Source organism: Erwinia sp. E602, assembly GCF_018141005.1.
Lineage (GTDB): Bacteria > Pseudomonadota > Gammaproteobacteria > Enterobacterales > Enterobacteriaceae > Erwinia.
The window spans coordinates 1,562,881-1,581,197 of sequence record NZ_CP046582.1; the positions used below are offsets into that span (position 1 = coordinate 1,562,881).

The 18,317-nt window shown below is 55.1% G+C and carries 17 protein-coding genes; 10 read left to right on the top strand and 7 right to left on the bottom strand.

From position 1 onward, the window contains the following. The first annotated feature begins 1 nt into the window (after position 1). Positions 2–1,432 (top strand): 6-phospho-beta-glucosidase, encoded by a 1,431-nt coding sequence (locus GKQ23_RS08570; RefSeq protein ID WP_212410310.1) that lies wholly within the window; start codon positions 2–4, stop codon positions 1,430–1,432. 222 nt (positions 1,433–1,654) lie between these two features. Further along, the gene (locus GKQ23_RS08575; protein WP_200929794.1) at positions 1,655–1,819 is read left to right on the top strand and encodes a hypothetical protein; all 165 of its coding nucleotides are present in this window, start codon (positions 1,655–1,657) and stop codon (positions 1,817–1,819) included. Here the strand turns inward: GKQ23_RS08575 and GKQ23_RS08580 are convergent. From GKQ23_RS08580 to GKQ23_RS08590, 3 genes are all read right to left on the bottom strand, one after another. After that, the gene (locus tag GKQ23_RS08580) at positions 1,816–2,553 is read right to left on the bottom strand and encodes a 4'-phosphopantetheinyl transferase (RefSeq protein ID WP_212410312.1); all 738 of its coding nucleotides are present in this window, start codon (positions 2,551–2,553) and stop codon (positions 1,816–1,818) included. The genes GKQ23_RS08575 and GKQ23_RS08580 overlap by 4 nt on opposite strands. A 69-nt stretch (positions 2,554–2,622) precedes the next feature. Continuing rightward, entirely contained in the window at positions 2,623–2,829 is a 207-nt protein-coding gene (locus tag GKQ23_RS08585) for a hypothetical protein (RefSeq protein WP_056239662.1), read from the bottom strand. Positions 2,830–3,139: 310 nt separating this feature from the next. After that, positions 3,140–4,012 carry a helix-turn-helix transcriptional regulator gene (locus tag GKQ23_RS08590; protein WP_212410314.1) on the bottom strand — a complete coding sequence of 291 codons (873 nt, stop codon included), beginning with the start codon at positions 4,010–4,012 and terminating at the stop codon, positions 3,140–3,142. A 184-nt stretch (positions 4,013–4,196) separates the two neighbouring features. Here GKQ23_RS08590 and GKQ23_RS08595 point away from each other — a divergent pair, with 184 nt between their 5' ends. Beyond that, complete coding sequence (locus tag GKQ23_RS08595) at positions 4,197–5,528, top strand: glycoside-pentoside-hexuronide (GPH):cation symporter (protein WP_212410316.1); 1,332 nt, start codon at positions 4,197–4,199, stop codon at positions 5,526–5,528. 26 nt (positions 5,529–5,554) lie between these two features. Next, positions 5,555–7,231, top strand: a complete 1,677-nt coding sequence (locus GKQ23_RS08600) for a glycoside hydrolase family 43 protein (RefSeq protein WP_249168490.1) — start codon at positions 5,555–5,557, stop codon at positions 7,229–7,231. A gap of 180 nt (positions 7,232–7,411) precedes the next feature. On the opposite strand, the gene GKQ23_RS08605 is transcribed toward GKQ23_RS08600, so the two are convergent. The 4 genes from GKQ23_RS08605 to GKQ23_RS08620 form a co-directional block, all read right to left on the bottom strand. Then, positions 7,412–8,305, bottom strand: coding sequence for a dihydrodipicolinate synthase family protein (locus GKQ23_RS08605; protein WP_212410318.1), 894 nt, complete (start codon positions 8,303–8,305; stop codon positions 7,412–7,414). A 202-nt stretch (positions 8,306–8,507) separates the two neighbouring features. Then, entirely contained in the window at positions 8,508–8,987 is a 480-nt protein-coding gene (locus GKQ23_RS08610; protein WP_212411698.1) for a type VI secretion system tube protein TssD, read from the bottom strand. Beyond that, positions 8,987–9,340 carry a putative T6SS immunity periplasmic lipoprotein gene (locus GKQ23_RS08615; protein WP_212410320.1) on the bottom strand — a complete coding sequence of 118 codons (354 nt, stop codon included), beginning with the start codon at positions 9,338–9,340 and terminating at the stop codon, positions 8,987–8,989. The genes GKQ23_RS08610 and GKQ23_RS08615 overlap by 1 nt, the downstream gene beginning before the upstream one ends. Beyond that, a complete protein-coding gene (locus GKQ23_RS08620; protein ID WP_212410328.1) occupies positions 9,337–9,897 on the bottom strand; it encodes a type IV secretion protein Rhs in 561 nt (186 codons plus the stop codon). The genes GKQ23_RS08615 and GKQ23_RS08620 overlap by 4 nt, the downstream gene beginning before the upstream one ends. Before the next feature lie 21 nt (positions 9,898–9,918). Here GKQ23_RS08620 and GKQ23_RS08625 point away from each other — a divergent pair, with 21 nt between their 5' ends. The 6 genes from GKQ23_RS08625 to GKQ23_RS08650 all read left to right on the top strand — a co-directional run bounded on the left by GKQ23_RS08625 (position 9,919) and on the right by GKQ23_RS08650 (position 18,140). Continuing rightward, positions 9,919–10,362, top strand: coding sequence for a B3/4 domain-containing protein (locus GKQ23_RS08625; RefSeq protein WP_371820207.1), 444 nt, complete (start codon positions 9,919–9,921; stop codon positions 10,360–10,362). Between the two features lie 318 nt (positions 10,363–10,680). Beyond that, the gene (locus GKQ23_RS08630) at positions 10,681–10,917 is read left to right on the top strand and encodes a ParD-like family protein (RefSeq protein WP_056239676.1); all 237 of its coding nucleotides are present in this window, start codon (positions 10,681–10,683) and stop codon (positions 10,915–10,917) included. Between the two features lie 58 nt (positions 10,918–10,975). After that, positions 10,976–11,221, top strand: coding sequence for a type II toxin-antitoxin system RelE/ParE family toxin (locus GKQ23_RS08635; protein WP_371820127.1), 246 nt, complete (start codon positions 10,976–10,978; stop codon positions 11,219–11,221). Between the two features lie 1,671 nt (positions 11,222–12,892). Then, positions 12,893–15,244 (top strand): type VI secretion system Vgr family protein, encoded by a 2,352-nt coding sequence (locus tag GKQ23_RS08640; RefSeq protein WP_212410337.1) that lies wholly within the window; start codon positions 12,893–12,895, stop codon positions 15,242–15,244. A 15-nt stretch (positions 15,245–15,259) separates the two neighbouring features. After that, entirely contained in the window at positions 15,260–17,413 is a 2,154-nt protein-coding gene (locus GKQ23_RS08645) for a M23 family peptidase (protein ID WP_212410339.1), read from the top strand. Then, on the top strand, positions 17,400–18,140 hold the full coding sequence (locus GKQ23_RS08650) for a hypothetical protein (RefSeq protein ID WP_212411983.1): 741 nt from the start codon (positions 17,400–17,402) through the stop codon (positions 18,138–18,140). The genes GKQ23_RS08645 and GKQ23_RS08650 overlap by 14 nt, the downstream gene beginning before the upstream one ends. The last annotated feature ends 177 nt before the right edge of the window (positions 18,141–18,317 follow it).

Genomic DNA, 18,317 nt, shown 5'->3' on the forward strand with positions numbered 1-18,317 from the left:
TATGCCAGCATCTGTTTTCCCCGCGGACTTTTTATGGGGTGGTGCGCTCGCCGCGAACCAGGCCGAAGGCGCGTATCTGGCCGGCGGCAAAGGGCTGACCACGGTGGATATGATCCCTCACGGTAAAGACCGGCTGGCGGTTAAGCTCGGCCAGCAAAAACGCTTTGCGCTGCGCGAGGATGAGTTCTATCCCAGCCATGAAGGCATTGATTTTTACCATCGCTACAAAGAGGATATTGCGCTGATGGCGGAGATGGGGTTCAGCGTGTTTCGCACCTCGATCGCCTGGAGCCGCCTGTTCCCCAACGGCGATGAAACCGTGCCGAACGCCGAAGGCATCGCCTTCTACCGGGATCTGTTCAGCGAGTGCAAAAAGCACGGCATCGAGCCGCTGGTGACGCTGTGCCACTTTGACGTGCCGATGCACCTGGTGCGCGAATACGGTTCGTGGCGCAACCGCAGGATGGTGGCGTTCTTTACCCACTACGCCCGCACCTGCTTTGAAGCCTTTGACGGCCTGGTGAAGTACTGGCTGACCTTTAATGAGATCAACATCCTGTTGCACAGCCCTTTCTCCGGCGCCGGGCTGGTGTTTGAGCCGCAGGACAACCCGGAGCAGGTGAAATACCAGGCGGCGCACCATGAGCTGCTGGCCAGCGCGCTGGCCACTAAAATTGCCCACGAGGTCAACCCGCAGAATCAGGTGGGCTGCATGCTGGCCGGCGGCAACTTCTACCCCTGGTCGTGCAAGCCGGAAGACGTGTGGGCCGCGCTGGAGAAAGACCGCGAAAACCTGTTCTTTATCGACGTGCAGGCGCGCGGCGCTTACCCCTCGTACACCCGCCGCCTGTTCCGCGAAAAAGGCATCAGCGTGGTGATGGAGCCGGGCGACGATGAGATCCTGAAAAACAGCGTCGATTTTGTCTCCTTCAGCTACTACGCCTCGCGCTGCGCCTCGGCGGAGATGAACGAGCACAACAGCAGCGCCGCCAACATCGTCAAATCGCTGAAAAACCCGCATATCCAGGCCAGCGAATGGGGCTGGGGCATCGATCCGTTAGGGCTGCGCATCACCATGAATATGATGTATGACCGCTACCAGAAGCCGCTGTTCCTGGTGGAAAACGGCCTCGGCGCGAAGGATGAGGTTAACGCGCAGGGCGGGATCGACGACGACTACCGCATCAGCTACCTGCGCGAGCATATCAAGGCGATGGCCGACGCCATCGACGACGGTATCCCGGTGATCGGCTACACCTCCTGGGGCTGCATCGATCTGGTGTCCGCCTCCACCGGGGAGATGAGCAAGCGCTACGGCTTTGTCTGGGTCGATCGCGATGACCAGGGGCAGGGCACCTTCGCCCGCACCCGCAAAAAATCGTTTTACTGGTATCAGAAGGTGATCGCCAGCAACGGCGCGGACCTGAGTTAACGACTGAACCGGTTGCCCTACAGGCAACCGGACCTGCAGGGGGCGCTTTCGCGCCCCTTTTTCATTTCCCGAAATCATCGCGGCCGTTGCGCGCTGTCTATTTCCACAACGCGGGATTAGGCTTGCGAAAAGGATGGTTGGTGGCAGGGCGGTTTTGCGGTTTACTGACTACCGTTAAGGCGTTTGCAACCGGTAACCGCCCGCAAAACTGAGGAGTCACCGATGAAAGGTTTATGGCTGCATTTTACCCGTTATTTTCAGGTACCGGCCGGCATGATGACGCTGGACAGCTGCCGGGTGGTGGAAGCGATGATGCCGATGGTGGAACTGTACGGCGTGGAGCTGCACGACCTGCCCGCCTTACGGGAGCATCAGACGCGTGACTAATCCGGCCTGTCGTTGTGCCACCCGATGACGGTGCTCATCACCTCATCGGGCTGCCACACCAGCCGCGCCTGAAATTCCCGCCCCTGATAAAACGTCTCTGACCAGTTTCGCGTCAGCCGCAGCCGCATCTGCCGGCAATCCGCACTGACCGCCACCACTTCCGCATCGCTGAATTCCATAAACTGCCCCAAATGCGGCCAGACCGCCTTATACAGGCTCTCCTTGACCGAGAACACCGCCGTCAGCGCCTGATGAAACGGGCGATCCAGCGCCATCAGCCGCTGCCGCTCGGCCGGATTAACGATCATCTCCGCCATCTCCCGCGCCGTGGCCCCGGCCATCACCTGCTCGCAGTCGATACCGACCAGCCGATCCTTATCGCGGGTGAACAGCGCGCACACCCGGTTATGGCTGTGCGACAGCGACCCGCCAAGGCCGGCCGGCCAGACGGGCGCGCGCGCCGCGTTACTGGTCAGGATAAAGCCGTCGATGCCGAAGGTCGCCAGCGCCTGCTGCACGCTGTAACGGCTGGCCAGATACTCCGCCCGCCGTTTGCGCAGCGCCTGGCGCAGCTGTTCCGGCGCGGGAATGGCTAAGCGCTGAAACAGCGATTCGTCAAAATGCTCGGGGTAAAAACGGGCGTCGAGCAGCATCACGCCGGGGGCATAATCCAGCGGCTGCAGCCGGGCGGACGGCAGAAAAGGGGGGCAGACGGAAAGACTGACAGCGTGCATAGCCACTTACCGGTTCAGATTGAGACGCTATTTAAACAGGTAAGCAGCCAGTTTTCAAAATCCCGGGGCTTAGTGGTTCGGTGGGATGCTCATCCCTTTAATCGACACCACGAAATGATCACGGCCCATGGAGATTTTCGCACCACGATCGCACCAGCGGCTGGCGAGGCGGAAGAAGTCGTCGCTGCCGATATCGTAAGCCAGTTCGACTTTGTTGATCCCGGAGTGGAGCAGCTCTTCCGCATCTTTCAGGTTTGTTGCCTTGACGGTTGTCATGATTATTCAATTCCGTTAAACGTTTGACTCTTCAAGTGTAGTACCAGCATATGATGCTTTTGTGACAGAAATATTGCAGAACCTGACATTGTGATTCAGCGCACGCGTTTTTATTCCCGTTTTGTCGGCGGGTGTGGCAGTCACCGGGCTGCCGCCAGCAGGGACTTTAAGGGGATGACGGGTTTAGTCTGAGCTGAACCGACGTCCCGGAAGGGGCACGTAGCGCAGATTTCGCCGTGCAAGCCCCGCGCCACCACGCTGAGCAGGGGTCAGGACGCTGGCGTAAAATTAAGGTTAAAAAAGATACGGACTATTCATTCGCGCTAATAAAAAAGTCATTAGCCGTGACGGGCGCGTGGGGCGGATAAACCGCCTTTCCCCCGCGATCGCCCGCCGCCTGCAGCCGGAACTCCGTCGGCGTACAGCCCATCAGCGTGCGGAACTTCAGCGTGAAATAGGCGCTGTCGGTAAAGCCGGTGGCCTCGGCGATATCGGCGATTTTACGTTCACCGGCCAGCAGCAGCCCCACCGCCGACTTCAGCTTTCTCACCAGCAGGTACTCTTTAAACGTCATGCCAAAGTGGGCTTTAAAACGGCGGGAAAAGTAGGACTTTGACACGCCGCAGCGCTGCGCGGCCTCCAGCGTACCCAGTTCAAAGCGGTTTTCCCGCTCCATCTGCTGCAGCACCTGCAGCAGGTCGTGCATAAAGCCGGGCCGTTCACTCTGCCAGCCGTCGTGGCGCTGGGGGGTAAGCAGAAAGATCTCTTCCAGCAGCAGCGACAGCGCTTTGCGAAACAGCACCTGCTGCGCCGGGAACTGCTGATAGCCGTCACACCAGGCGAACAGCGTTTCCAGCCGCCCGGCCAGCGGCTCCGGCACCACCATCAACAGCGGGATACTCTGCTTTTGCGGGTAGCCGGTGACCGCCAGCCCGGTCAGCAGATCGTCCTCCAGCTGCAGCAGATAGCGGTAGTGCAGGGCGGCGGCGTCGAGCTGCAGCTCGTGGGGGATCAGCGGCGGGATGTAAACCAGCGTATTGTCTTTTAACGGATAACAGTCGCCGTTGATGGTGAAGCTGCCGCCCGCCTGGCGGAACCACATTATTTCCGGCATAAAATGAAAGTGCGAGGGGATAACTTCGCCGGCGTAGTCAGGCAGCACGTATTTCTGCAGATAAAACAAACGGTGGTCAGACAGAATTATATTTTCGTAAATGGGATTGTCATCACGCATCAGGTTCACCTTTCTTATATCCCGCGCGCCATTTTATACAGACTCCCCCAGGGGAAAGCAATAATCTTATTGCCGGCGCTGTTGCGTCCAGAAAAACAATCAAAATAATATTCTCCAGGTACCGAGGCTTAAAATGACGGAAACGACACTGACGCGTGCAGATAAGTTTGGTTATGGTTTAGGGGATACCGCCTGTAATCTGGTCTGGCAAACCATTATGCTGTTTATGGCTTATTTTTATACCGACGTTTACGGTTTATCACCGGCGCATATGGGCACCATGTTCCTGGCGGTGCGGGTGATTGATGCGGTATTCGATATCGGTATGGGCGCGCTGGCCGACCGCACCCGAACCGCGAAGGGGCAGTTCCGCCCGTGGATCCTGTGGTTCGCCGTACCCTTTGGCCTGGTCTGTATGATGACCTTCTACACGCCGGACCTCTCCTACGGCGGTAAGCTGGCCTACGCTTACGTCTCTTACACCCTGCTATCGCTGCTCTACAGCACCATCAACGTGCCCTACTGCGCGATGATCAACAATCTCAGCCAGACCTCGGCCGGGCGCGTTTCGCTGCAGTCGTGGCGCTTTGCGATGAGCGCCTGCGGCGGGCTGATCGTCTCGCTGGCCGCGCTGCCGCTGGTGGCCTGGCTGGGCCACGGCAATCTGCAGCAGGGCTACTTCCACGCTATGGTGCTGATCGGCGCGCTGGGCACGGTGCTGCTGCTGGTCTGCTACCGGCTGACCCACGAGAAATATATCAGCCCGCCTGAAACCAGCCGCGTCAGCGTCTGGCAGGATATTGCGGTACTGACTAAAAGCCGCGAGTGGCTGTCGCTATTTATTCTTAACGTGGTGAACCTGGTGGCGGTGATATTTAAAGCCGGCGTGGTGATCTATTTCTGTAATTATGTGCTGAGCCGCCCGGATCTGGTTACCACCTTTTTAACCGTCAGTATTGTGGCGGCCTTTTTTGGCGCGCTGTGCTCCGGGATTTTCTTTAAAAATTACGACAAGGTTAAAGGTTTTAAAATTTGTATGCTGCTGGAAGCGGTGCTGCTGGCGGTCCTTTACTTTATTCCCGCTGGCTCGATTGCGGTGATCCTGGCGCTGATCGTGGCGATTAACTTTATTCAGCTGCTGGCCACCCCGCTGCAGTGGGCCCTGCTCTCCGACGTGGTCGACGTGCTGGAGCGGCAGACCGGCCGCAAGCTGAGCGGCATCGTCTTCTCCACTAACCTGTTCGCTATCAAGCTGGGCATCGCGCTGGGCGGCGCGCTGATCGGCTGGCTGCTGGCCTGGAGCGGCTACACCGGCGGTGCAACGCAGCAGGGCGCCGACGCGGTGCATACCATCCGGCTGATTTTCACCCTTTACCCGGCGCTGCTGGTGGTGGCGCTGGTGCTGATTATCGGCCGCTACCGCAGTGATAACGGCGTGCGCACCGGCCTGGCAAAAGTCAGTTAACGTTAACGAATAAGAGTGAGGCATCAATGATTATCACTAATCCGATTTTAAAAGGCTTTAACCCGGATCCGGCGATCTGCCGCCGTGGCGATGACTACTATATTGCCGTTTCCTCGTTCGAGTGGTTCCCGGGCATTCCGATCTGGCACTCTACCGACCTGGGCAACTGGACGCTGAAAACTCATGTCATCACCACCTCCGCTCAGGCCGACCTGACGAAACTGCGATCCGCCAAAGGCATCTGGGCACCCTGTCTCACCTGGTGTGAGGCGGACGGGCTGTTCTACGTGCTGTACGGCGTGATGAATTCGATGAACGGGCGCTACTTTGACGTCGATAACTACCTGATCACCGCAGAGAATATTGAAGGGCCGTGGAGCGAGCCGGTCTACCTGCACTCGGCGGGCTATGACGCCTCGATCCTGCACGACGACGACGGACGTAAATGGGTGGTGGCGGTCGACTGGGAAACCCGCGACGGCTACAGCGGCGCGATCAGCGTGGTGGAGTATGACGCGGCCAGCGGCAAAACGGTCGGTTTCCCGCAGCGCATCTGGTCCGGCGACGGCGAGATCGGCGCGGAGGGGGCGCACCTGACCAAACGCAACGGCTGGTACTACATCATGACCGCCGAAGGCGGCACCGGCTACGGCCACTGCGTCACCATGGGGCGTTCCCGCCACGTGCTCGGGCCGTATGAGAAAGATCCGCAGAACCCGATCCTCACCTCGGCCAGCGCCGACCGGCTGCATACGCCGCTGGTGATCGACAAAACCTCGGCGGCGGCCTTTGATAAAGACTACCTGCGCGCCGGCTGCTTTAACCCGGATGCCGGCCTGCAGAAGGCCGGGCACGCCAGCTACGTTGAGTGCGACGATGGCCGGGTGTATATGGTGCACCTGTGCGGCCGCCCGCTGCGCCCGGAGCTGTGCTGCCCGCTGGGGCGGGAAACGGCGATTCAGGAAGCGTACTGGACCGGGGACGGCTGGCTGCGGCTGGCGGGCGGGGGCAATATCGCCCGCGACTGGATTGATATTCCCGGTGTGGCAGGCCCACAGCCTGCGGAGATCGTCGATCGGGCGATCCGCTTTGACGACGGCCCGCTGGATATCCACCTCTACGCCCCGCGCATCGCGGCGGAGACCTTCGCCAATACCGCAGTGAAACCGGGCTGGGTAACGCTGCGCGGCCAGGAGTCGCTCTGTTCCGAAAACCGGGTCAGCCTGCTGGCGCGCAAGCTGACCGCGCTGGACGCCACCGTCACCACCCGCATGGATTTCTCACCCGCCGTTTTCCAGCACAGCGCCGGGCTGATCCTCTACTACGACAATATGAACTGGCTGCTGCTGCAGAAAACGTTCGACGAGCGCGCGGGTTCGGCCGAACTGTCGGTTGTCCATCTGGATAACGGGTTGAAAAGGGAGGATCGCCACCTCTGCGCCCACCCGGCCGACGGTGAACTCTACCTGCGGCTGGAAATCGACGGCCGACAGATGGGCTTCAGCTGGTCCACCGACGATGTGCACTATCAGCCGGTCGGCCAGCGTTACGACGCGGCGCTGTTCTCCGACGAATACAGTCAGTACGGCGAGTTCACCGGCTCGTTTGTCGGCATCGCCTGCGTCGATGCGGTTTATCATCGTCAGCCCGCCAGCTTTGAGTTTATCCGCTACCGGGCGAACGAGGCAAAGCGTATCGAATAAGGGTGCAGCGGGCTGAATGGAAACAGGTAGCGGCGACAGATCAGGCCAGTTCCGGCTGAATAATAATCCGCGCCACTGCTTCCCGGTCTGTGGCTGGCAGCGGCAACAGATCAAGCCAGCTCCAGCTGAATAATAATCCGCGCCACTGCTTCCCGGTCTGTGGCTGGCAGCGGCAACAGATCAGGCCAGCTCCAGCTGTGTAATAATCCGCGCCACTTCTTCCCTATCCTTTGCTGCCAGCGGCAGCAGCGGGCGCGGCAGGCAGTCGGCATCGGTCAGGCCCAGCGCGCTGGCCGCCGCGGCGATCACCCGGATGCTGCCGCCGTGCTGGCGGAACAGCGCCCACAGCGGCTCCAGCCGTGCGCCCAGTTCAGCCACCTGCGCACGGTCGCCGCGCGCGGCGGCGTCGGTCAGCGCTTTTGCGGCGTGCGGGAACAGGCCGCCCATCACCGAGTACCAGACCTCACAGCCCGCATTCAGCCCGGCAGCGGCAAAGGCATCACCGCTTACCCCAATCGTTACCCGGCCCGGCAGCCGATCGCGCAGCGACTTTACCCGTGCGGCGGCGTCGTCTGCCGCTGGCGGCACGCCGGGGATCTTCACCGACGCAATGCCGGGCAGGGCGGCAATCCGGCCGTGCAGGTCGTCGGAGAAGGTAAAGTGAGTGGTGCCTGGGTTGTCATAAACACAGACCGGCACCGAGACATAGCGCGTCACCGTCTCAAACAGGCCAAATACCTCATCATCAGTCAGTTTCTGATAGCTCATCGCCGGTAACAGCAGGGCATCTGCCCCGGCCCGCTGCGCGTCGTCGGCCAGATGTAGTACCTGTTCGGTGCTAATCGCCCCGATGCTGACCATTAACGGCGTCTCCCCGGCATGTTGCCTGGCGACCTGGGCAATACGGCTGCGCTGTTCGCGGCTCAGATATGCGTAGCTGCCGGTCGACCCCAGCACCCCCAGCGAATCTACGCGGGCGGCGGTCAGGCGGTTAAGCAGGCGGATAAATGCCGCTTCATCAATGCCCTGCGCGTTAAACGGCGTCAGGGGGAAAGCGCTAAGGCCGGTAAACATGGCGACTCCTGTTTTATTTTATGTGACAAAGTCAGCTGGCGGTTGCAGGCTGAGCATGTTAAGCAAGGACATCATTATGCGCCACACTGGCTAATCGATGCTGGTCATTACCGATAACCACGTTTCTCTGCTCTCAGCCCGGATTTACTACAGTAGTATCCCGGAGCTCACGACACACTTCAAACATGCAGGAAGGAGATATTCACTTTTTTTTCATCCACGAATCAGAGTAGGTAATGTTGCCTTTTTTATAGTACCACTCGATACTTTTGAACCTGATTCCTACAACCTCATGCATATTAGGAGAGGAACTACCAGGATAGTAGACATGTGTGAAATCAACGGAGGAAATGACGATGTTCTCTAATCTGACTTCATATATCATTGACTCTATCCCAGACTCAATTGTTTCATAATACTGAATAACTGCTTTTTGTAATCGTCTTGATTCACAAACAGCGACCGCAAGGTAAGGACTTATTTTATCGAGTTGCTTGTGGATTGTAATGGGGTCATGCTGACGTGTGCCGGTCAAGTTACCGCTATGGCTATCTACACTCTGCCTGACACCAAAACTGCTATTCATTATTTCGATAGCACCTTCCCTCCCTTGTACCATACAATCACCTTTTATCTGTGTTCCACTCTCATCATACAGAAACAAATATGCGGGCAATGACATCATAAACCTCCTGTGTTGGTTAATTGTCCGTTGTTATCAATGAAAAAATCATGAGTGTATTTCTTGTCATTGAGTCCATAATTTATCACATAGCTGTAGCCATACTTCCATTTTATTGTTATGCAGTTTTCCGGATAAGATAAATTCAGCTTTTTATCTCCTGATGATTTGATTGTTTTAATGTCACCCGTTTCAGTGGATGTTATTGTGTAGTAGTTCAACACATCATGTTTATTCAGACTGAAACATAAATTGTCGCCATTAATAAATACGGATCTGGGGTGAGGGGCTCTGGGTCCACCCGGGCAGCCGGTTAACATTAATGAAAGTGTTATAATAATGATATTTTTCATCCGGGGAAGCCTTTCAGAACTGATTTATATCTTTTAATCAGTGAAGAAGTAGACTCTTCACGATTATAATCCAGATACTCATGCAGGTAATTGTTATCGCTGAAACCATAGTTGAGAAGTAGACAGTAATCACTAACAATGCTGGCCTGCTGTTCTAAACCATAGTGAAAAAGATCTGCTTTTTCTAAATGGTAACTATAATCAGCAAAACGAGAGAATAACCCTCTGGTTCTGACGAACATTCCCTTCTGTGATTGCCAGACATGCATCATTTCATGCATGAATCGGTGTTTTTTTACTAATTGTTGTTCTAACGAGAAATCGGGAGAATAAGTTCCTTCTCTGTACCACATTTCACCGTTAGGGCTCATGGCGATATCAACAGGCATTAAATTGAAGGGCAGATAGCTTTCTCTGTGCACCCACACCTTGCTGTAACGAATGCTGTCACCGTACAGCGTTCTCGCCAGAGCGATTTCACCTATCGTAAGCTGCCTGACTCCGCCGGGCATAATAGGGGTGCCTGATGTCGGTTTAATGCGTTCATTGACTGGCATTCAATAACCCCTCGGTCCGTGATGGTATCGAGCGGTTATCCTACTCCTGAACAGAATCCGTCTGGAAAGAAAATTGTCTGTGAAAGCTCTTTAAGTCAAATGAGAAGTGCTGATGGAATGAGAGAGGCCTTTCGCCAGTTTGGCGCTAAACCGAAGCGTACCCCCTGCTCGGCAGAGGCGCTGCGCAAACGGGTGCTGCGCGACGGCAGCATGGCGGCGCTGGAGTCCCCGGAAGCGGGGGAGGTGGTGTGGTGCGACGACGCGGGCGTCCCCTGCCGCCGCTGGAACTGGCGGCAGGGGATCCGTACCCGCCTGTGCGCCGAAGATGCGCAGATGTGGTTTATTCTGGAAAGCCTGCCGGCGATGCCGCTGGAAGAGTTACACGCGGCAGGAAAAATGCTCACCGATGGCCTGACGGAGATGATGCCGGGAGCAGAGTTCAGCAGCACGCTGATAAACGGTTGAGCAGCACGTGGTTTGAAGGGATTTTGAATGAGAGGCGAGCCCATCAGTTCATCTTCAGCACAGGCTATCTGCTCTCTGGAAGAGGGTGGTATTACGCGACAAAATGTTGCTTGATGCACTTAAATGTCGTAATCTCTCGTAACCGTATGTGAGCAAAGGTGCGGATGGTTGCATCGCTTAGCCTGGTTTACTGAATCTCCTGCAATGTTCATATCTGATTCGTTCCAGGCCAAGCCGCTTCCCCCCAGGTTACCTCATTATACTTTTCGAACGCACTTGCTGTTCATGTTGTTAGTAAGAGCTACTGGAGTAAAAATTATGGCCATCAGCGTCCGTCTTGATGAAGACTTCGTGAGCGATGTAAAAGTTCATGCCGAGGCCGCGAGCCGAAGCATCCCTAAACAGATTGAATACTGGGCAAAAATAGGGCGCATTGCTGAAGATAACCCTGACCTGCCGTTTAGCTTTATCTGGGAGATTTTGCTCGCTCAAAGTGAGGTCGAAAACAATAAGGTAAAGAAATATGTGCGCAGAACAAAGAAAGTCACAGATTGATGTGTACGAAACCAATCGCTTCACGAAAAGCCTGGAGCGATTTGATCAGGATTCGTTGATGCTGATTGAAGATGAAATAGAAAAAATCATCGAAAACCCGACGGTAGGAGAGCAAAAGAAAGGCGACCTCTCCTACCTGCGGGTACACAAATTTTCAGTAAACAGCCAGCAGATGTTGTTGGGCTATAGCTGGGTGGAAAGCAAGATAGAACTCTATTTGCTAAGTTTAGGTTCTCACGAAAACTTTTACGATGTTCTGAAGAGAAGCCGTAAAGCAGACCTTAAACTTATCAAATCAAGTTGATGGCTGGCAATCTTACAGCCTTTTAGATGTATCCCCTTCAGGCCGTATCCGGGACGACCCGGATAGCTTGCGGCCGTACCCGAGGACGACCTTGTCTGACAGAGGGAACCCAAATGGCCTGGATTATGCTTTTGGCGGAGGAATTGCTGGAAGTGGTATGGGCATTCGCCATGAAGTTGTTTAACGTTTTTACCCGCCGTTGTACGCCACCATTACGCTAGTGGCAATGGAACTGAAGTATTGAGATGTCAGGTGATGAGAGCGTTATGGCATCCCAAACAACTTCGTTACCGGCGTCGTGCCAGCTGGTGATCAACACTTACACTCTCGCTTATTCAGGGTGAAATCTATATTTATATTGTACTTTTAGCCAAAAGCACTGATGTGTGACCTGTTATTATAATAGTTTTCAGATAATGTGACGCTGATTAAATTTTGAGATTAATTATTGATTAGGTGGTGTTTAATTACCCTTGTTATCTTAGAGTGCTGATTAGGAATATAATTCTATTTTTTTAATTGGTTTTTTTAGGAGATTACATTGGAAGCCGGTCATGGTAAAAATTCTCAACACACCTGATAAGGTATACAAAACGTTCAGCCTGTCCCGCCTGATAGTTATTGCCTTATCAGTACTGATAGCCGGTGTCGTTTTGAACGGGGTACAGGTTCTGTCAGGGTGGTATGCCGCTCCCGCTGAGTTGTCAAAGTTCGTGGTGACCGTTGCCACTATGCTGGGGATTACCCGGTGTCTTGACTGGCTTCTCAGTCTGCTAATGAAGTTATTGCGGAGTGACTTCTGAAAATGACCCTGACCAATTTTTAGGGGCTGTATAATTGTCTGGTTGACTCACTTCAGTGTTTCAGCCAGTTTACCGCCATCTCCGGCGACACGGCAGGCTGACAGGAAACCAGACGCCGGGTAGTGGAGGGGGGTGTATTTTTATCATTGATAATCCTCATCGCTGACGACATACGCATCGCCGTTTGTGAACTCAAACGTAATTTGTAGATTGAAGCGAGCGATACAGGTGACGATCATCCTCCTGCACTCAATCCCGAAACCCAGCCCTGCCCGCAGCAGTCACCAATGACATAAAATGCATGACACAGGTAGTCAGGGGAGAAGACTACAACAAAATTCGCAGTAACTTATCTCCGAAACAGACCTGAAGTTGATGTAATCACAATGAGTGATTATCATTTTAGTTATCCATTAAAATTATTTCATTATATGTATGAAGTGAAGCCTATCAGGACATCGCTGAGCAGCTCTCTTTGTTCATTTTTCGGATTTATTCAGTTGGCCGACTCTCTGTTTTTCTCAATCTGCATACCCCGAATGTAAGATAATTCCTATATAAATCAGATCACATTCTATCAATTTGCATATTGATTATGTTGTTCTGCTCACTATATAGTCACCAGTGTACACGTAAAAAAAGTGTGCTTAATACTTGCTTCTAACACCATTTTTAAAGGAATAAACATGAATATTTCTTCTTATAGTGAGATTAGAGAAGCACATGTAAATGTTTGATCTGACCTCAATGGGGGGCATATAAGTAAGAAAATGGGAAGCCTGCCGTCGACCCGCGCGCTCGGGTTTACAGCGAAGGGCGGTAGCGTGTCTGTCACTGACTTCCGGCAGCAAAACATAAGGACATCATCATGAGCAGCAACCCGGTCTCTTTTTTCAGCCACAGCCACCATCTGCTGGCGGTGCGCGGCTGCGACGCGCAGCCCGACGTGCTGGCGTTTAGCGGCGAAGAGCGCCTGAGCGAGCCGTTCCGCTGGCGCATTGAGTTCACCAGCGCCGACCCCGCCATCACCCGCGAGGCGATGCTGATGCAACCCGCCTCGCTGACCTTACAGGCTCCGCCGGACCAGGGCCGGGGCATAAAGGTGCAGCAGCCGGTGCGCGTGGTGCAGGGCGTGGTCACCGGTTTCGAACGTTTCGGCACCTCCGCCGACCAGACCCACTACGCCGTCACCCTGCAGCCGCGGCTCGCCCTGCTGTCGCGCAGCCGCCAGAACGCCATTTACCAGCAGATGTCGGTGCCGCAGATCGTGGAGAAAATCCTGCGCGAGCGCCACGGAATGCGCGGCCAGGACTTTGTCTTCACCCTCAACAACGCCTACCCGCCGCGCGAGCAGGTGATGCAGTACGGCGAGGATGACCTGACGTTTATCACCCGCCTGCTGGGGGAGGTCGGCATCTGGTTCCGCTTCACCCCCGACGCCCGCCTGCACATTGACGTGGTGGCGTTTTACGACGGTAAGCAGGGCCACGTTAAAGGGCTGACGCTGCCCGCCGTACCGCCCTCCGGCATGCACGATGCCGCCACGGATTGCGCGTGGGGCTTCGCCAGCCGCTTTGCGGTGGTGGAGAAAAGCGTCAGCGGGCGCGACTATAACTACCGCAACGCTCTGGAAGATATGAACGTGCAGGCGGACGTCACCGGCGGCGACGACACCACCTACGGCGAGTCTTACCACTGGGCCGACAACTGGCTGACGCCGGGCGACGGCTACAGCCCCCATCCGGAACCCGAGAGCGGCGCGTTCCACGCCCGCCTGCGCCACGAGCGCTACCTGAACGGCCAGGCGCGGGTCTCCGCGCTCACCACCTGCCCGCAGCTGACCTGCGGCTGCGAGCTGACGGTCAGCGGCGGTGAGGAGGTCAGCGGGGCGTTCCGCAGCGGCGTGCTGGTCACCGCCATCACCTGTACCGCCCGGCGCGACCGCAGCTTTGAAACCGCCTTTGAGGGCATCCCGCTCGGCAACCGCTACGGCTTCCGCCCTGAACCGCCCCCGCACCCGGTGATGGCGGGCACGTTACCGGCGCGCGTTACCAGCACCACGGTGAACGACACCTACGGCCACATTGACCGCGACGGGCGCTACCGCGTGAATATGCTGTTTGACCGCGCGGGCTGGGAAACCGGCTTTGAAAGCCTGTGGGTGCGCCAGGCGCGGCCCTACGCGGGCGACACCTACGGCCTGCACCTGCCGCTGCTGGCGGGCACCGAGGTGGCGATAGCCTTTGAGCACGGCAACCCGGACCGGCCGTATATTGCCGGGGTGCTGCACGACTCGGCGCACGGCGACCACGTCACCATCCGCAACTACAGGCGCAACGTGCTGCGCACGCCGAAGAACAACAAACTGCGCCTCGACGACACGGCGGGCCAGGAGCATATCAAGCTCAGCACCGAGTACGGCGGCAAAAGCCAGCTGAACCTCGGGCATATGGTGGACAGCGAAAAGCAGAAGCGCGGTGAAGGCTTTGAGCTGCGCAGCGACAGCTGGGGCACGCTGCGGGCGGAGAAAGGACTGTTTATCACCGCCGACGGCCAGCCGAAGGCGCAGGGTGAGCAGCGGGAGATGCAGGCGGCGATTAGCCTGCTGAAGGGCGCGCAGGCACAGATGCAGGGGATATCCGATGATGCGCAGGCCGCCAGCGGCAGTCCGGCCAGCCTGCAGGCGCAGATAGCGCTGCTGGAGCAGCGTCTGAATGAACTGAAGCAGTCGGTTATCCTGATGAGCGCCCCGGACGGCATGGCGCTGGTGAGCGGGAACAGTCTGCAGCTGACGGCGGACGAAAACCTGACGGCCACCGCCGGAAAGCACGCGGACATCAGCGTGGTGAAAAACCTGTTTATCGGGGTGGGCCAGGCGCTGAGCGTGTTCGTCAGGAAGATGGGGATCAGGCTCACCGCCAACCAGGGTCCGGTACAGATACAGGCGCAGAACGACCTGCTGGCGCTGCTGGCGCGCAAAGAGATCGGCATTATCAGTACGGAAGATGAAATAAAAATCATCGCGAAAAAGAGAATCACGCTGAACGGCGGCGGAAGCTACATCACGATTGACGCCAACGCCATCGAGTCCGCCACGCTCGGGGATCACCGCGTCCGGGCGGGGCACTATGAGCGGCAGCAGAGGCACAGTGTAAATGAGCCGCTGCACGAACTGCCTGAGAAAGCGAAAGATCCCTCTCTGAAATTCTTCGTTTCATAACAAAGGAGTGTACCCATGTTAATCAGCCCGCCATTTTTGCGCATAAAAAGTGATTCAGAAACGGATGAAGCGTGGATTGAGCGCATGATGCCGGTCGATCCCCGGCGCGGCTATCCGCTGAACGCGCACCGCTCCTGGCATGGCGGTATCCATCTCCGGCATGCGGATTCGGGAAGCCGGCCTGAGATGCTGCGCGCGATTGCCGACGGCCGGATCGTCTCATTCCGCCATTCTGATATCGCAAAACGCCAGCATCCGCCCCTGAATTACAACGGCAAAACCGACAACGGCTACGTGCTGATCAGGCACGTGGCCGAAACCGGCAGCCAGCCGGAGGATAAAATCACCTGGTACTCTCTGTATATGCATATCAAGGATCTTGCTCCGTCGGTGGCCGCCGGCCAGCGGGTGAAACGCAAATCCCCGCTGGGCACGGTGGGCATGGTGGATGACAGGAGTGGCGTGCACTTCCAGATATTCTGCGACGACGGGAACATTGCCCGGATAACCGGGCGCACAACTCCGGAGCTGGATCTGAGCAAAAATGGCCGCACCACCGCCTGTTACGGCGATATGCACTTTTACATTCCGGCCGGAACGCCGGTTTACGGCGCGGTGCCGGGGCAAAGCAGCGATGAACCGTTGAGGACGACAGCGGCTGATTTGTTCGTCTCAATGACCCTGGGCGGCGGCCACTGCATCATGAAAACCCGCAGGCAGAACGTTATCGACCCGCTTCAGTACGACGAGGTGGGCGACGCGCTGACCGACGCAGACGGGGCGGAATATGAATACGGCCTGTACAAAAATGCGCTCAAGCTTTATCCCGGCAGCCCGAGCGCCGGTTATGAGCTGCTGCGCTTTGGCCGGGTGATCAACACCCGGTATGAAACGCTGTCTCCGGCGGATGCGCCGCTGTGGCGAACCATCAATACGCCGGAGGGAAAAGGCATCGTCAACCTGGCGGCGGAAAGCATAAAGAAATACAGCGATGCGGATTTTCCGCACTGGGCGGGCTGGAGACTGGTGGATGATGACGAGGACAGCAACAGCCAGTGCAGTTCGCCGACGATACTGGGTTCCGGCCGTATGGATCTGAGCCGCACGATCTGCCATTTCCCGCTGGAGTGGGACACCGACACGGTGGAAAGCCGCTACGGCTGGCTGAAGCAGCCCAACGCCGTGCTGGAAGAGCCGATGAGCCGGCAGGACTGGGGCTCACTGGTGGCGCTGGCGAAAGCACTGGCGCTGGAGAACTGCGCAGAGATACCAACGGGCCGGGTCTGGCATTTTGACCCGAGGCGGTTTATCGCACATTTCAGGAAATGTGGATGGCTGGAGTGTGAGGTGATTGAGAGAATAATGACGTCGACTACAAGTGTCAGGCGCGAAGATGAAATCAAAAAAATAAAAAATAAGTCGGAAGAATATCTTTTTTCAATAAATGTAGTCATGAGAAAGTACAACATTACCGGCTTCAACAGAGCAAGCCATTTCCTGGGGCAGGGGGCTGTCGAGTCAGGTTATTTATGCTCTATGCAGGAAAACAGTCAGATACAGCTTACAGAAAATGGGAGGCACTTTGGTGGAGATACCATAGATGACTCTAAAAAAAATGAATCAAATGAACTCGGTCACTGGTATGGTGCGATAGCTTCCGAAATGGATGTCTATTTCTCTGGTGATAAATATAATCGAAGCGGGGGTTTTATAGCCAGTTCCTACAGCTGGCGCAATGGTAACTGCGGAGATGTGGATGCGCAGAAGTTTCGCGGGCGTGGGTTTAAAATGCTTACCGGGCTGGATACCTACTCCAGCTACTGGGTATACCGGGGATGGTTATCAAAAAGCAGTTTTGATGCCTCATGGTGGACAGATCCTCAGTACCGGAGAAAAAACATTCACGGGATGGTTAAAAGGCCCCCTCAGATAGATGATCCACAAAAAGTGACGGAAAACCCCTATAACTGCATTGATACCGGTGCGTTTTATATCGTGTGCTTCAAAAATAAAACATTAAAAGTGATGGATTCTGATCAAGTTACGTCGCGGGATGATAACGACGTTGTTGATAGTGTTACCAGAGCAATTAATGGAGGTGCCATTGGTATTAAAGACAGGAAAAAAACCACCAAGACTGCTAAGGAGATTCTCAGTGATGAAGTGTAAATCGTTACTTTCCACTCTGCTTTTTATATCCTACTCTGCCAGTGCTAATAATGTCATTCATTATAGTGATTTCATGATGTATATGGATAAAAAAGAACGCTCCATCATCCATGTTGTTAATGATAACGGGAGGGGGGATTTCTTATGTAAAATAAACAACTGGGAAGATAGATTTAATACCGGAGGGTATATAGATATTACCAACGATGAAAAAGGGTTGCTTATCTACCCAACTAATAAATACTTGTCAATCGATGAGCTTATTCGATGTTCTGAAGATGGTATAGAACTTCATAAAATACCGCAGTCTGATGATAAGCTGGATACCATTGTCGATATAAATTTCGATAAAAGACTGGTTCTGTTAGTTGCACTGAATGATGTAAGGGTTTTATCGTATACAGCTATAGTTTCGAACTTTGGCAGTAATAAAAACTTACTATCAGGCCCGGGTTTTTTTAGTGGAAAAAATAGCGATATTCCTTTTGGTGTAGGCGATAACCAGTATGGTGGTAAAATTTCATTAGATGGCAAGTATGTTTCTCCTGTTTATCTCAGTTGTTTTGTAGATTCATTTCCTGGACTCTGGGATATCAGGAAAAACAAAAGGGTAGTCTTTGATGCTTCACTCGGAGACGATGAGATTAAGAATAGATGTCAGAAGCTATTCGACGGTAAAGCCACGCTTGAAGAATTAGGTGGGAAACTTATTCGTCCCAAAAAGTAGCCTGTTTTTTTAAACCGGCGTGATGTGGTGTACCGATCTTTGATGCAGGGGAAATGTCATTTTAATGCTTTAACGTGACAGCAAAAATCTGCTGAACCGCGGTCAGGTGGTGGACAGTGAAAGGCACAAGTGCGGTAAGGGTTTGAGCTGCGCAGCCACAGTCGGGGCGCGATACGT

Bases quoted from the DNA above. Each gene is read 5' to 3' on its own strand.
- GKQ23_RS08570 (WP_212410310.1), top strand. From the start codon at position 2: ATGCCAGCATCTGTTTTCCCCGCGGACTTTTTATGGGGTGGTGCGCTC.
- GKQ23_RS08575 (WP_200929794.1), top strand. From the start codon at position 1,655: ATGAAAGGTTTATGGCTGCATTTTACCCGTTATTTTCAGGTACCGGCC.
- GKQ23_RS08580 (WP_212410312.1), bottom strand. From the start codon at position 2,553: ATGCACGCTGTCAGTCTTTCCGTCTGCCCCCCTTTTCTGCCGTCCGCC.
- GKQ23_RS08585 (WP_056239662.1), bottom strand. From the start codon at position 2,829: ATGACAACCGTCAAGGCAACAAACCTGAAAGATGCGGAAGAGCTGCTC.
- GKQ23_RS08595 (WP_212410316.1), top strand. From the start codon at position 4,197: ATGACGGAAACGACACTGACGCGTGCAGATAAGTTTGGTTATGGTTTA.
- GKQ23_RS08600 (WP_249168490.1), top strand. From the start codon at position 5,555: ATGATTATCACTAATCCGATTTTAAAAGGCTTTAACCCGGATCCGGCG.
- GKQ23_RS08605 (WP_212410318.1), bottom strand. From the start codon at position 8,305: ATGTTTACCGGCCTTAGCGCTTTCCCCCTGACGCCGTTTAACGCGCAG.
- GKQ23_RS08610 (WP_212411698.1), bottom strand. From the start codon at position 8,987: ATGTCATTGCCCGCATATTTGTTTCTGTATGATGAGAGTGGAACACAG.
- GKQ23_RS08615 (WP_212410320.1), bottom strand. From the start codon at position 9,340: ATGAAAAATATCATTATTATAACACTTTCATTAATGTTAACCGGCTGC.
- GKQ23_RS08620 (WP_212410328.1), bottom strand. From the start codon at position 9,897: ATGCCAGTCAATGAACGCATTAAACCGACATCAGGCACCCCTATTATG.
- GKQ23_RS08625 (WP_371820207.1), top strand. From the start codon at position 9,919: ATGGTATCGAGCGGTTATCCTACTCCTGAACAGAATCCGTCTGGAAAG.
- GKQ23_RS08630 (WP_056239676.1), top strand. From the start codon at position 10,681: ATGGCCATCAGCGTCCGTCTTGATGAAGACTTCGTGAGCGATGTAAAA.
- GKQ23_RS08635 (WP_371820127.1), top strand. From the start codon at position 10,976: ATGCTGATTGAAGATGAAATAGAAAAAATCATCGAAAACCCGACGGTA.
- GKQ23_RS08640 (WP_212410337.1), top strand. From the start codon at position 12,893: ATGAGCAGCAACCCGGTCTCTTTTTTCAGCCACAGCCACCATCTGCTG.
- GKQ23_RS08645 (WP_212410339.1), top strand. From the start codon at position 15,260: ATGTTAATCAGCCCGCCATTTTTGCGCATAAAAAGTGATTCAGAAACG.